Origin of the sequence: Paenibacillus sp. DP01 (assembly GCF_044784315.1) — a bacterium.
GTDB classification, from domain to species: Bacteria; Bacillota; Bacilli; order Paenibacillales; family Paenibacillaceae; genus Paenibacillus; species Paenibacillus polymyxa.
This window is the reverse complement of sequence record NZ_CP173059.1, coordinates 2,036,446-2,050,010: the sequence shown is the minus strand read 5'-3', so window position 1 is coordinate 2,050,010 and position 13,565 is coordinate 2,036,446. Positions and strand designations below refer to the sequence as shown.

At 44.3% G+C, this 13,565-nt stretch carries 14 protein-coding genes and 1 other RNA gene; 6 read left to right on the top strand and 9 right to left on the bottom strand.

The genetic code is table 11. The features are described from left to right. The first annotated feature begins 15 nt into the window (after nucleotides 1–15). Nucleotides 16–687, top strand: a complete 672-nt coding sequence (locus ACH59B_RS09230; protein ID WP_016819733.1) for a zinc metallopeptidase — start codon at nucleotides 16–18, stop codon at nucleotides 685–687. A 97-nt stretch (nucleotides 688–784) separates the two neighbouring features. On the opposite strand, the gene ACH59B_RS09225 is transcribed toward ACH59B_RS09230, so the two are convergent. Further along, nucleotides 785–1,714, bottom strand: a complete 930-nt coding sequence (locus ACH59B_RS09225; protein ID WP_025364562.1) for a LysR family transcriptional regulator — start codon at nucleotides 1,712–1,714, stop codon at nucleotides 785–787. A 98-nt stretch (nucleotides 1,715–1,812) separates the two neighbouring features. After that, entirely contained in the window at nucleotides 1,813–2,436 is a 624-nt protein-coding gene (locus ACH59B_RS09220; protein WP_016819731.1) for a rhomboid family intramembrane serine protease, read from the bottom strand. Between the two features lie 121 nt (nucleotides 2,437–2,557). Here ACH59B_RS09220 and tpx point away from each other — a divergent pair, with 121 nt between their 5' ends. Beyond that, on the top strand, nucleotides 2,558–3,076 hold the full coding sequence (tpx, locus tag ACH59B_RS09215) for a thiol peroxidase (protein WP_013370495.1): 519 nt from the start codon (nucleotides 2,558–2,560) through the stop codon (nucleotides 3,074–3,076). A gap of 93 nt (nucleotides 3,077–3,169) precedes the next feature. On the opposite strand, the gene ACH59B_RS09210 is transcribed toward tpx, so the two are convergent. From ACH59B_RS09210 to ACH59B_RS09195, 4 genes are all read right to left on the bottom strand, one after another. Beyond that, nucleotides 3,170–3,562, bottom strand: coding sequence for a DUF1499 domain-containing protein (locus ACH59B_RS09210; RefSeq protein WP_126665742.1), 393 nt, complete (start codon nucleotides 3,560–3,562; stop codon nucleotides 3,170–3,172). 215 nt (nucleotides 3,563–3,777) lie between these two features. Continuing rightward, nucleotides 3,778–3,972, bottom strand: a non-coding RNA gene (ssrS, locus tag ACH59B_RS09205) — 6S RNA. A 58-nt stretch (nucleotides 3,973–4,030) separates the two neighbouring features. After that, nucleotides 4,031–4,792, bottom strand: coding sequence for a YesL family protein (locus ACH59B_RS09200; RefSeq protein ID WP_016819729.1), 762 nt, complete (start codon nucleotides 4,790–4,792; stop codon nucleotides 4,031–4,033). Between the two features lie 217 nt (nucleotides 4,793–5,009). Further along, nucleotides 5,010–6,587, bottom strand: coding sequence for a DEAD/DEAH box helicase (locus ACH59B_RS09195; RefSeq protein WP_013370492.1), 1,578 nt, complete (start codon nucleotides 6,585–6,587; stop codon nucleotides 5,010–5,012). Nucleotides 6,588–6,913: 326 nt separating this feature from the next. Here ACH59B_RS09195 and ACH59B_RS09190 point away from each other — a divergent pair, with 326 nt between their 5' ends. The 4 genes from ACH59B_RS09190 (at nucleotide 6,914) to ACH59B_RS09175 (ending at nucleotide 11,056) form a co-directional block, all read left to right on the top strand. Continuing rightward, nucleotides 6,914–7,735 (top strand): YitT family protein, encoded by an 822-nt coding sequence (locus ACH59B_RS09190; protein ID WP_016819728.1) that lies wholly within the window; start codon nucleotides 6,914–6,916, stop codon nucleotides 7,733–7,735. A gap of 172 nt (nucleotides 7,736–7,907) precedes the next feature. Further along, complete coding sequence (locus ACH59B_RS09185) at nucleotides 7,908–8,096, top strand: hypothetical protein (protein WP_014599634.1); 189 nt, start codon at nucleotides 7,908–7,910, stop codon at nucleotides 8,094–8,096. A gap of 217 nt (nucleotides 8,097–8,313) precedes the next feature. Then, nucleotides 8,314–9,492 carry a putative glycoside hydrolase gene (locus tag ACH59B_RS09180; RefSeq protein ID WP_016819727.1) on the top strand — a complete coding sequence of 393 codons (1,179 nt, stop codon included), beginning with the start codon at nucleotides 8,314–8,316 and terminating at the stop codon, nucleotides 9,490–9,492. A 193-nt stretch (nucleotides 9,493–9,685) separates the two neighbouring features. After that, nucleotides 9,686–11,056 (top strand): MATE family efflux transporter, encoded by a 1,371-nt coding sequence (locus ACH59B_RS09175; RefSeq protein ID WP_404303622.1) that lies wholly within the window; start codon nucleotides 9,686–9,688, stop codon nucleotides 11,054–11,056. On the opposite strand, the gene ACH59B_RS09170 is transcribed toward ACH59B_RS09175, so the two are convergent. The 3 genes from ACH59B_RS09170 to ACH59B_RS09160 all read right to left on the bottom strand — a co-directional run bounded on the left by ACH59B_RS09170 (nucleotide 11,053) and on the right by ACH59B_RS09160 (nucleotide 13,454). Further along, the gene (locus ACH59B_RS09170; RefSeq protein ID WP_017425844.1) at nucleotides 11,053–11,262 is read right to left on the bottom strand and encodes a DUF3906 family protein; all 210 of its coding nucleotides are present in this window, start codon (nucleotides 11,260–11,262) and stop codon (nucleotides 11,053–11,055) included. The genes ACH59B_RS09175 and ACH59B_RS09170 overlap by 4 nt on opposite strands. A 117-nt stretch (nucleotides 11,263–11,379) precedes the next feature. Continuing rightward, the gene (gene pfkA / locus ACH59B_RS09165) at nucleotides 11,380–12,351 is read right to left on the bottom strand and encodes a 6-phosphofructokinase (protein ID WP_016819724.1); all 972 of its coding nucleotides are present in this window, start codon (nucleotides 12,349–12,351) and stop codon (nucleotides 11,380–11,382) included. A 23-nt stretch (nucleotides 12,352–12,374) separates the two neighbouring features. Then, entirely contained in the window at nucleotides 12,375–13,454 is a 1,080-nt protein-coding gene (locus tag ACH59B_RS09160) for a tetraprenyl-beta-curcumene synthase family protein (RefSeq protein ID WP_016819723.1), read from the bottom strand. Between the last annotated feature and the right edge of the window lie 111 nt (nucleotides 13,455–13,565).

Genomic DNA, 13,565 nt, shown 5'->3' with positions numbered 1-13,565 from the left:
ATGGAGGGTTGCTTTATGATGGGTATGTATATATTGATTATTCTTGCGTTCGGATTATCCTTATGGGCGCAATTTCGTGTAAAAGGTACGTTTAACAAATGGTCTGATGTTCCAAACGAAAATGGACTGACTGGTTATGATGCAGCTCGGCACATGCTGGATCGTAATGGCTTGCACGATGTGCCTATTGAGCCAGTACCTGGCGCGCTATCTGACCATTATGATCCGATACAACGAGTGGTGCGCTTGTCTGAGCCCGTTTATTACGAAAAATCCATTTCTGCGGTTGCTGTGGCTTGCCATGAAGTCGGTCATGCCATCCAACATAAAGAGCATTATCCTATGCTGGCACTTCGCCACCGGATTTTTCCGATTGTAAACTTTGCTTCCGGGATTGCACCATTTCTGCTGATTGCCGGTTTCTTATTTAGCTTTACAAACCTGATCGGTCTGGGTATTATCTTCTTCTCGGCTACTGTTGCTTTTCAATTAATTACATTGCCAGTTGAGTTTAATGCTTCTAATCGCGCACGGGAAATCATGGTTTCTGAAGGATTTATCCGTAGTGATGAAGAACGTGGTATAGCTAAAGTTTTAAATGCTGCTGCATTGACCTATGTGGCTGCAGCTCTCGTTTCCTTGCTGGAACTGATCCGCCTAATCGGCATCTTTAATAGCCGGGATTAATCACTTGTGTTGCAAAAAAGGTTGTTCCTCCACCAATGACGGTAGAGGAACAACCTTTTTTTCATGATCTTAAGCCAATAAACTATACTTAGTACCCTCAATCTGCTTTTGCCGTTTTGTTCGAAGTAGCAGCATTACCATGAAGGCCAAAATATTGCAATAGAAAAGTTCGGAACGATTTAGCAACTAATGGAAGCTTGTCATCTCTGCGATGAATCAAGCCAATCGTTCTTGTCACCTCTGGATCAACAATCGACACCCTTGCAGGTTGCAACGGGTTAGTCTGAAACAGCGCCATTTCAGGCAGAAGACTAACCCCCATACCTGCAGCTACTAATCCGCGAATCGTATCAGTCTCTTCGCCTTCAAAAGCAATATCCGGTGTAAATCCAGCCTCCAGACAGGCCTGCCAGACAATCGGGCGTAACGAATATCCATCTCTGAACAAGATGAATTTTTCTCCCTTAAGCTGGCTCAATGTGATGTGTTCGGCTGAAGCCAAAGGATGATTAGGCGGGAGAACTGCAAATAACTCCTCGGTTAACACCACATCCCCCTCGACATGGTCATGTCGATCTGGAAAAGGAGATACAAAAGCCAAATCCACCTCACCCGCTAACACATCACGAATTAAACTCGGGTACATTCCTTGTTTAAATCTGAATTTAACATTGGGATACCGCTTACGGAATTCAGCCACCACTGTAGGAATAAGATGAATCCCCAAACTGTGCGGAAAACCAATACGGATTTCGCCCCCCTCAGGGTCTAAAAACTCATGCACTTCCAAAACAGCCCGCTCCAGGTCTTTCATGATCGTTTCCACCCGTTTGCAAAATAGCTGTCCCACTGGCGTAAGCTGCAGATTGCGACCCTTTTGCATAAAAAGATTAACTCCCAGCTCTTCTTCAAGCTGATGAATTTGCCGACTTACCGCAGATTGCGCCACATGTAGCTCCTCGGCTGCCTGAGTGACATGTTCTTTTTGCGCTACTTTCATGAAGTATTGCAACTGTCGTAATTCCACTCCGATATTCGCTCCAATCTGTTTTTCAACATCCGAAAGAAGATGTCCATCGAACATCATCCTCTTTCTTACCCTGATAACTTACGATAAAACTGTCTTTAGTGACGTTTGCGCTGCCCAGTTAATCTAATCAATAATCCATAAAAGAAAAACCCACTGAGCAATCCCCCAAAGTGAGCGGTCCAGTTAATGTTCGCTACAGCAAAAGAAAACAGAATACCAAACCCAAGCAGCGTGTACAGCGTTTTGCGCGAAGCATCATCCATCAAGGAACGTTGGAATAAGGCAACGTACAGAAATGCCCCATAGATGCCATAAATCGCTCCTGAGGCTCCTACAGAGACTGTCGTTTCCGCCAGCATGTTGTAATGTGCAATGGACAGTATATTCCCTACAATGCCCGTGACTAGATACAATAACACATATCGTAAGGATCCGAGCAAACGCTCCAGCGGAGGAGCGAATACAAGTATTGCAAAGGAATTAAACAGAAGATGATCAAAGCCTGCATGTAAAAACATAGCTGACACATACCGCCACAGCTGGTCAGTGAATGGCGCCTCATTAATCAAAGCCCCATACCGGATCAGCGTCAAACTATTTTCCGATCCACCTTGCACGGTCAGTACAATAAACATCACAATATTGATAAGCAAAATCAGACAGGTTACCGGGTAAAACCGTAAATAACTTTTCCAGTTCTCATAACGTAAAAAAATCAAGGCAATCCTTCCTTCATGGGGTGTCTCCACCTTATTCAAATTGGACAATGTCTTTTATAAAAGATTATAATAGATTTCGGCAACGATAACCAATGCCAAAAACCAAAGGAGGCTATTACATATGGCACAAGAACGTACAGGAGTTGCTACTTTTAAAGGCAATCCTTTGACTCTCATAGGTCCTGAACTGAAAATTGGAGATCAGGCGCCTGATTTCAAATTACAGAAAGACTTATTGGAAGCAGCTACGCTTCAAGACTTTGCAGGCAAAGTCAAACTGATTAGCGTTGTCCCTTCTCTAGATACAGGCGTGTGTGACGCACAGACGCGACGTTTCAACCAGGAAGCAGACTCCCTGGGGGACCAAGTTGTGGTACTGACGGTCAGCGTGGATTTGCCTTTCGCTCAAGCTCGTTGGTGCGGTGCGGCTGGTATTGATCGCGTATTGACACTGTCCGACTACAAAGATCATTCCTTTGGTGAAGCTTATGGTGTATTCATTAAGGAATTCCATTTGGATCATAGAGCTATTTTTGTCATTGACCAAAATGACAAAATCGCTTACGTAGAATACTTGAGCGAAATGGCCGAGCATCCTGACTATGATCAAGCGATTGCAGCCGTAAAAAAACTGGTCTAAATCAGGACCGAATATTAAAAAAGCGAGTGAAGGATTGCCTTCCTCGCTTTTTTTGATGTTTGTCTACCACATCACTGCTCCCACAACCTGCTATTACTGTACGACCTTATGAGCGGACAACTTCTTGTCGATCATAGCGAACAGTTGCAAAATTATGCGGTAATTCGCACCCAAGTCCCCTAACGATCCGCGTGAAGCAGAATAAATATCCACCGCACTTCGAACTGGCGAGACAGATAAAATAGAAACGGTAATGTCGACGGTTCTGCCGAAAGCCGTTCGCTTCTCCAACGTAATCTCACCTACAGATGCTACCTCATGGAGCACCTTGTAGCCAGGAATCTTTTTTAGGATAGATGATACTTCTTCCCAAGCCTTGTCTCTCGATAAGTTATAATAGCGTGTCTTCATTTGGGGGTCCTTGACCCGGTCGCTTGTACCTTCTTGGCTGCGCACAATCCCTACCAGAGTCCTCTTCAACGACAAGACATTTCCTCCTTCACGATAATCGCTACCTATCATACGACACATCGGCTTCCTCTGCTGCAAGGGCTTTATAAAACACGATAAACAACCGAAATTGAGTCCGATCATGCCTGTGGTATGCGACCTTAGTACCTCATGTCTTAGTTTAACATTGTTGCATACAAAAAACACCCTGTTTCTGCATAAGCAGTACCAGAGTGTGTTCATTACATTATGGAGTACCCGCCGATGCCGTCCGACCATAGCGTCTTCTGAACCTGCTTTAGCAGGTGGGTGACCGCAGAATAAACTTTTGAAGTCCCCTTGTCAGCAATTGACAGGGCTTTTCAGCTATTCATTCGTATAGATCTCCCTAGACATTGTCATTGGTTCAAAACAACAAATGACCGTAACGTGCATCGCAGGATGTGACCTTATTATAGCGCTTCTCACTCAGAAAGTAAATCCTAGGAGAAATATGTTTTATTTTTAGAGGTTATCACTTTTCTTGTCTTCAATGGTTGCCTTTTCTTCGTCTTTCTGTTTCATTTTCTCCATTTGATCCTGCATTTTGAGGAAGGTTCCGTAAAAATTAAAAAAAGCGAACCAGGCAACTACACTGCCGATGAAGAATAAGAAAAGCACGGGATATTTAACTCCAATGTATATAACAACGGCGCTGCCGAGCATGGTGGAAAATACACGGAATGGTCGAATCAGCGTCAATAAAACCGCATTTTTAATAATTTGTCCGGTAGACATATGATAATGAGCTACCATCGAAAAGAAGTTAAACATAGACACAAGCAAAATAATGATGAGGATCAGCATGATAACGCCCACGATTTGCAAGTTGCTGAGCTGTGTCATATATACAGTGTAATCCACATACATGACGACAAACAGTAACGTGTAAAAGATACCCCCAATCAGACTCTGCTTATAGTTCTCTTTATATCCTTTAAAGAAGGTACGAAACACGCCTGTATCGGTATCGCCCATCACCCATTTGCGAACCACTGAGAACAAAGCCGATGTTGCTGGAAATAAAGTAAGCGGTGCCAAAATAGCCATCGCCCAGTTCATTTGTAACGATTCATTCGCCAAATTCTGATTCATAACCAGTAATTTCAGTATGAGGCAGAATACAAAAGGCGATGAACATAACACCCACAACAAATTGCTAGCCGCCAGCCGGGTAATCCACTCGGTTAGGCGGTAAATCCCCCCCATAGCTCCTTTAAATTCCAATGTTAGTCTCTCCCTCCGCAAGCCTTGGCAGTTCCAAGACTTATGTTGCTATGCCTGTTAATTCCGGCTCTTGACTATATCATACCGTATTTCATCCCTAAAGCGCTAGTGAAATCCATACGTGGTCCATTAAAGTAAATCCCATAAAATTCATACTTACCGATCAAAAAAAGTCGAAGCTAGCATTAGCTTCGACTTTTTAATCATTTATTTCTTATTATTCAGAAGAGGAATCTTCACGTCTTGCAGGACGGCGAGTTTCGCCATTGCTGCTTGGGCGTGGTTTGCGATCTCCACTATAGCGGCTTCCGGAATCACGGTTGTAGCCACCGCCTTCTTTGCCACGGTTGTAACCGCCGTATCCACCTTTACTGCCGCTACCACCACGGTTGGAATTGTAGCCACCGTTGCTGCGTCCACTATAGTTGGAAGGCTTGCGTCCGCCAGAACGCACGTCTGGTTTACGACGTTTTGCACGGATCGGATCTTCCGGAGTCAGCTCAATAGATGCCTCTCTCTTCTCACCAGTCATCAGCTTCAGAGCAGCAGAGAGTAGTTGTACAGAATCATATTGCTCCAGCATTTGAATAGCCAAACCTTTGTACTCATTCAGCTCGCCTTTTTCTACAACCTCTAGAAGGCGTTCTGCGATGATACGTTGTTTGCCTTCCAGAGCTTCTGCCAACGTTGGAAGAGGCTTACGTGGAATGCGGTGACGGGTTACACGCTCAATGAAATGCAAATGGTCAATTTCACGAGGCGTTACGAATGACCAAGCTTCCCCTTCTTTACCTGCACGTCCCGTACGTCCGATACGGTGAACATAGCTCTCTGGATCTTGCGGAAGGTCAAAGTTCACAACGTGAGTTACGCCAGAAACGTCCAAACCACGGGCAGCAACGTCAGTCGCTACGAGTACGTCAATACTTCCGTCACGGAATTTACGCATAACAGCATCACGCTGGTTTTGAGACAAGTCACCATGCAAACCGTCTGCGGAATAACCACGTTTTTGCAGAGCTTCAGCCAGCTCGTCTACCCGGCGCTTAGTGCGACCGAATACGATAGCAAGTTCTGGGGATTCCATGTCGATCAAACGGCTTAATGCTTCGAATTTTTGACGCTCAGGAACTTCAATATAGGCCTGATCAATCAGCGGAGCACTAACTTGTTTAGGAATAACGGATACATGCTCAGGATCTTTAAGGAATTGCTCAGCCAATCTTTTAATGTTAGGAGGCATTGTAGCCGAGAACAGCATCGTTTGACGCTCGTCTGGAACCTGCTTCAGAATGGACTGAATATCTTCCATGAAGCCCATGTCCAGCATTTCATCTGCTTCATCCAAAACAACGGTGTTTACGTCTTCTAGCTTAATGGTTTTACGATTAATATGATCAAGCAAACGTCCTGGTGTACCGATAATAATTTGAGGTTTCTTTTTCAAAGCGCGAATCTGGCGTACGATATCTTGTCCACCATAGATCGGCAAAGTGCGAAGACCTTTGAAGCGGGAGAGTTTTTCGATTTCTTCAGCCACTTGAATAGCAAGCTCACGTGTTGGAGCCATAATCAGGGCTCTGATTTTTTCATCGTTCTTAGAAATTTTATTGATCATCGGAATACCAAACGCAGCAGTTTTACCAGTACCTGTTTGGGCTTGACCAATCATGTCTTTCCCTTGCAATGCAATCGGGATGGATTTGGATTGAATAGGTGTTGCTTCTTCAAACCCCAGCTCCGTAATCGCCTGAATTACCTTTGGTTCAAGATCAAATTCTGCAAATGTCGTCAAATTTATTCAAACTCCTTCATAATGGTGGATGTGGTGGACAATCCACAATGTTGTCTGTATTCTTAAGTAGCGATATTATTGTATAAGTTTTCCCCAATACAGTGACAGTTTATTTAACTCTATAACTGCATCTTTCTGTAATGAATTCGGGGAACCCTATCCGATACATCTTAAACGAATTTATCCTTTTTAAAACAGTTTAAATTTTAAGTGTTTCTCTGGACATAGGTCCCTACTCAAGAATATCCACATCGCATTATAGCACAGAACAATTCATGAATACCAGTAAGTTGCTTTCTGTATAATTAAAATGAGGTGAAAAAAAGTTGTTAAAAATAGTGTTAAACTGCTTAACTGTTATTCTTGGAGCCGCTGCCATAGCATGCGGTTTTAATCTGTTTCTCGTCCCACATCACTTACTGAGCGGGGGAGTAGCCGGACTTTCCATGCTAATTGGCTATTTCACAAAATTCGATATCAGCACCATGTATTTTATCATCAATATCCCAATGCTTATTGCAGGCTGGTTTATTTTAGGCAAGCGTTTTATTAGTCTGAGCATTCTATCGGTTATCGTTACCACGTGGATTTTGGCCTGGGTACCCGTACAATCTGTTGTGTCTGATCCCCTGCTGGCCTCTGTCTTTGGTGGGGTAATGGTCGGCGTTGGGGCGGGTATTTCCTTTCGGGTAGGAGGGTCTACGGGCGGTTTTGACATTATCGGCTCCATCGTTACCACATATCGTGACTTCCCCGTCGGAACTGTACTTGTGGGCATGAATGGACTGGTCATTCTCGCAGCAGGATATTTGAACGATGATTGGAATATTGCACTGGCTTCTATGTTATCCATTTTTGTGACTGGTAAAGTGTTGGATCAAATCTATGTAAGTCATACGAAGATCACCGTCTACATCATTACAGAGCATACTGACCAGTTACTCAGCCGAATGTTGACCACGCCACGAGGTGTCAGCAAAATAAAAATTGAAGGTGCATTTTCACATACCGAAAAGGACATGCTGATGACTGTTACGACACGCTACGAGCTTGTTGAATTAAAACGCATCATTAAGGAAGTAGACCCTTCTGCTTTTGTCAATATTGTGGAAACGGTTGGAGTAATGGGTTCATTCCGCCGAAGATAAGCACAAACCCAAGTGTCAAAATACTGTTTTTGTGGTACACTATATGTGCGCTGTTCCCATAGTATATAAAGACCAGCTTTACCTGCTATTTCACAGGCACTTTGCTTTTCCGAATCGTATTGAATGATTCTTTTGGAATGATTCCGAGCAGGAAAGGGTGATTTTTGTGGAAATGGAAACGGTAAAACTGTCCGACATTGTCTTAAGATGGTACCCGGAAATGCTCCCTTCTCTCAAAAAGAATGAGTTAAACTCGATGATTGTGCTTCGAGACGGGTTGTCCATACTCAAGCCAACGGATGCGCTTGAAATTATTCAGTACAGTATTTGTGAGCACCAAGACAATAACTATCTTCAATAAATTTTTTTGCCAAGTGCCGCTTCTTCCGGTTGCATCCACAACCGTGAAGAGAGCGGCATTATTTATGCCTATTTACGGATTCATCGAGCGATAGTTAGGTTAATCATGTAAGACTATGCCTGATGATACCAGTATTGGTTACAAGCGTGTTGTTTTTTCGATCCATAACTTTACGTATAATCAGGTAAGCGCCATACATAAGGGAGAGAGTTAGGAAATGAATATGATTTGGGCAATTATGCTATTGGCAATGGGAATAGGCGGAAACGGGGGCCAGTCAGCCAACGCTCCAAATGTAAAAGATACGGTGGCAACGACAATCAGCAGTGCCATGATCCAGGCACAACACAGTAATACAAAGGTAGATGCCTCCAATCCGCCGGTTAAAATTGACCCACAGCCGACCACGCCAGCTATTAAAGGTATCTATGTCACAGCCTATAGCGCAGGCGGTTCACGTATGACTCAGCTACTCGAATTACTGGACAAGACAGAGCTCAATTCCATGGTTATCGATATTAAGGACGATGCAGGTTACATCACTTATCCAACGACCAACCCCGAGCTTCTGAAATTGGGCAAGCCGCAAAAATTCATTAAAGATATTTCCGGTTTGATGGACCGTTTGAAAAAACATAATGTCTATCCGATTGCTCGTATTGTTGTATTTAAGGATACGGTATTGGCCAACAAAAATCCTGAGATGTCCTTCCGCAATGCTGACGGCTCTGTTTGGAAAAACGGCAAGGGAGATGGGTTCGTCAATCCCTATAATAAAGAAGTATGGGATTATAATATCGCCATTGCCAAGGAAGCAGCAAAACTCGGGTTTAAGGAAATCCAATTTGACTATGTACGTTTCCCTGAAGGTTTTGAAAAAAGAGCAGACAAACTAAAATATACCAAATCCGATCAATCCCGCTCGGATACGGTCGCTGAATTCGTACAATATGCCCGTAAAGAGCTTGCTCCACTAGGTGTGAGGGTATCGGTAGATATTTTCGGATATGCCGCATCCGTTCCTGCTGCCGAGGGTATCGGACAGGATTTCACTAAAATTTCTGAAAATGTGGATGTCATTTCACCGATGGTTTATCCAAGTCACTATACAACAGGCTGGTTTGGTGTGAAGGACCCAGATAAGAACCCCTACCAGACGATCAAAGGCTCCATGGCCGATACACACAAAAAACTCGATCCTACAGGCAAGCTAAAGCCAATTATTCGTCCGTGGATTCAGGATTTTACCGCAAGTTGGTTAGGAAGCGGACATTATGCCAAATATGGGAAAACACAAGTCGAGGACCAAATTCGCGCGCTTAAGGACATGAAGGTGGACGAATATTTACTCTGGAATGCCACTAACCGCTATACAAGCGGAGTAACCTACAAATAACTATCCTTCTGACTCCTCTTTTTTTATACGAATTTTAGAACTTATATCTTTATTATCGAAGACTGCCCCGTTGTTTGACGAACGGATGCAGTCTTTTTTATGGCTGTTCAATTGTTGCAGTATCCCTTACAATAAAATTTACATGTTATGATATGTACAAATAATCAAACCCTAGTAAATGAGGATAACAAAAATGCAATTGACTCTAACCATGGGACAGAAATGGAAGCAGCTTTTTTACATTTTGCTCCCTATTCTGATTACCCAGCTTGCACTATCTGCCATGACTTTTTTCGACACGAATATGTCGGGACACTTTTCCCCTGCCGATCTAGCTGGAGTAGCTATCGGAGTAAGCCTATGGGTCCCTGTACAAACAGGCCTTAATGGCATACTTATGGCTATTACCCCCATTGTATCCCAATTGGTGGGTGCACAACGCAAAGATAAAGTCTCCTACTATGTCATTCAGGCTCTTTGGCTGTCTCTCGTCCTATCCATCGTCGTTTTAATTGCTGGCATCATTTTGGTAAAGCCTATATTAAACGGTATGAATCTGGAATTGAGAGTTCATAATGTGGCTCTGTACTATCTTTGTGCGATGGCCTTTGGTGTTGTCCCTCTATTTGCCTACACTGTGCTCCGAAGCTTTATGGATGCATTAGGACAAACCCGTTTTACGATGTTAATCACGCTCATGTCATTGCCCATCAATGTTTTATTGAACTATCTACTTATTTATGGTAACTGGGGTTTTCCCCGTTTGGGGGGTGTAGGCTCCGGGGTAGCAACGGCTACCACCTACTGGATTATTATGCTGGTCGCTGGTATTACTGCGCACCGAGGAAAAATATTTGCCGAATACCGAATCTTTAGCAAAATATACGGGATTGCGGCCAGTGCTTTAAAAGAGCTTATCAAAATCGGGGTACCTATTGGATTTGCTATATTTTTTGAGACTGCCGTCTTTTCAGCTGTCACGCTCTTCATGAGCAGCTATAACACAGCTACCATAGCCGCTCATCAGGCAGCCATGAACTTTGCATCTACGCTGTATATGATTCCACTCAGTATTTGCATGGCACTTACGATTTTGGTCGGCTTTGAAACAGGAGCTTCCCGTCCACGAGATGCCAAAACGTATAGCGTAATGGGCATTAGCAGCGCAGTAGGCCTATCATTGATTACAACTATTATACTGCTTATCTGGGGTGAACAGGTCGCTCGACTTTACTCTACCGACCTGCAGGTCATTCAATTGGCCCAGCACTTTTTAATCTATGCGATTTTCTTTCAGATCTCTGATGCTGTCGCTACACCAACACAAGGGGCGCTACGCGGGTATAAAGATGTCAATCCGGCCTTTTTACTCACATTCCTGTCCTATTGGGTGATTGGGCTTCCTGTAGGGTATATACTCGCACGCTGGACCACGTGGGGGCCTTACGGCTACTGGATTGGCTTGATTACAGGTCTGGCCGTAGGCGCCATTTTACTTCTCTGGCGTTTGGTAAGAGTGCAACATCGTTTTGCCGAACAAAAACAACACGCAAAGGCTACTTAGTCTTTGCGTGTTTCGATTACATATGCTACACCAGCAGTAATTCGTTTCTTCTCTACGATAGCCACTTCCTTTAGCTCGGGGGGATATAAAAAGTGTCTCTCCACATGTTGGTCCATTTCCTCAAATGCCTGTTCCTCATTCTCAGCAGCAAGAATGACGGTCAGTGCTCCTTCCGAGCTGTCCACTTCCATTTTGAATAAATACATGCTTGATTACCTCCTGACCCCTATTCAAAGCTAAAAAAATAGCGGATGACTCAGGTCATCCGCATAATTTTAATTTTCCCCATATCAGAGCCCATCTACTAAACGTAAAGGTTCTTATTATTGGGACAAACGCAGAGCCAACTCATAAAGCTCCATGTTGAAATCTTTTTTGGTGCTTACAACCTTGCCAATATCTGTAGCTACCAGCTTACCGTCGATCGTTCCGCAAGCTTTGTCAGATACACCCTCAATCAATTGACGAACAGCAAAGTCACCCAAACGGCTTGCCAGGTTGCGGTCAAACGCGGTTGGTGTACCTCCACGTTGAATGTGTCCAAGCACTGTAACACGAGGCTCATAATCCGGACAGTTTTCTTGGATTACTTTGGCTACTGTTTCGCCTTTGCCTACACCCTCAGCAACGATAATGATACTGTGGCGTTTGCCATGTTTGAAGTTTTGTTTCATCCGATCGGATACTTCATTCAGGTCAAATTCTACCTCAGGTACCAAGATCGTTTCTGCACCGGAAGCCAGACCCGCATGGAGAGCAATATCTCCACAATGGCGTCCCATAACTTCCACGATGGAAGAACGTTCATGGGAAGACATTGTATCACGCAGCTTGTTGATTGCGTCCACTACAATACTTACCGCCGTATCAAAACCAATGGTGTAGTCTGTGAAGGAAATATCATTGTCAATTGTTCCTGGAAGACACATGGTTTTAATGCCTTGCTTGGTCAGCTTGTTAGCCCCTTGATAAGAACCGTCGCCACCGATGACGACTACGCCGTCAATTCCACGATTACGCAAAATTTCAGCGCCACGCTTCTGACCTTCTTCAGTCGTAAATTCCAGACATCTTGCAGATTGAAGTACAGTACCCCCACGTTGGATAATATCTCCGACGCTTCTCAGGTCCATTGGAAAAATATCATCGTTCAAAAGGCCTTGATATCCACGTTGAATCCCGAATACTTCCAGTCCAAAATACAATCCGCTACGCACGACGGCGCGAACTGCCGCGTTCATCCCTTGTGAATCTCCACCACTTGTTAATACTGCAATTTTCTTAACTGCTGTCATGATTTATGACCTCCTCAAAATAATCATATAAGCCTTCTTATCCATCGACTGTTTAATAAGAAAAACAAACGCATGAGCGGACTATTTTTCATTAAACGTCTCGAAACAGCGCGAACATCCTGCTGCTCACTAACTTTAGGGTCGGATAAATATAAAGCCAGCAATCCCTCGATAATCATCCGGTGAAAGGAGCTGGCAGGGACATCTGCAATATCAGCCCGCGCCCGATTCACAACGTAGGCGATCCGGTCCAGCATCATGTCGGTATCTTCATAATAATTGCAAAAGTTAAGATCTCCGCCCTTCCGGTCTTCGTCTTGATCGATTAGATAATCCAGCAAAATATGAAGACTGCACACATGTGGAAAATACGATGCATGTATTGAGGCAGCCCCCGCATCTGTGAGATGCCGGTCGCTGGCAGCAAGAAACAGCATAAAGACCCCCAGGGTTGAGCCAGTAGCCGCAGCAAACTCGTTCCAGCGCAGCTCGGGTGTACGATCTTTATGAATCGACCACCAGTCCAAAAGCGCTTGTTCCCGCAGCTCGGGTTTAATATGCTTGTATACTTGCAAATCCGTGTATAATCGCGCCAAATCCTGAACGTAAGGCATTGCCGCCTCATAGCCCGGAAGCCTGCTTACACAAGACTGACAGGTTGTCACCAGCCCGGTCAAATAACCGCCATCCTCCTGCTCACGACGCAACTCATAATAATTCACTGGCCTAGCCGTCGGATTAACCGCATCCAGCATCGACTGATGCAGCAACCTGAAATCATCCGGGTCCATCGACGTACTGCGATCACACAGGTTGTCCAGATAATCGCTAATCGTCTGGTACGCCACAATCAGTGGAATTAGCGTCTGCCGGTCAGACATATTGGCTGCAGCATAAACCGCTCCCCCCACGCAGTGAAACGTCTTCTCTGCTATGCTCGCAAGCGCCTGACTTCTCAGCTCAGGGTCCGGAATTTGTTCGGCCTTGCTCTTCCAGTTACTCAATTCTTGTTTCGTTTCAGGGAGAATGTGCTTGTACATTCGGCTCATTAGACCTATGGGGCCTCTCGGTACTTGATAACGTCCTTGCTCAACATAACTCAAATGACGGTGCCTCCACATTGTTGTCTACGTAATTATACCTATCCAAACCATATTCATTATAATATGATCGACCTCTTAGCACAAATGAACAACCTCACTTTTTTCTTTACT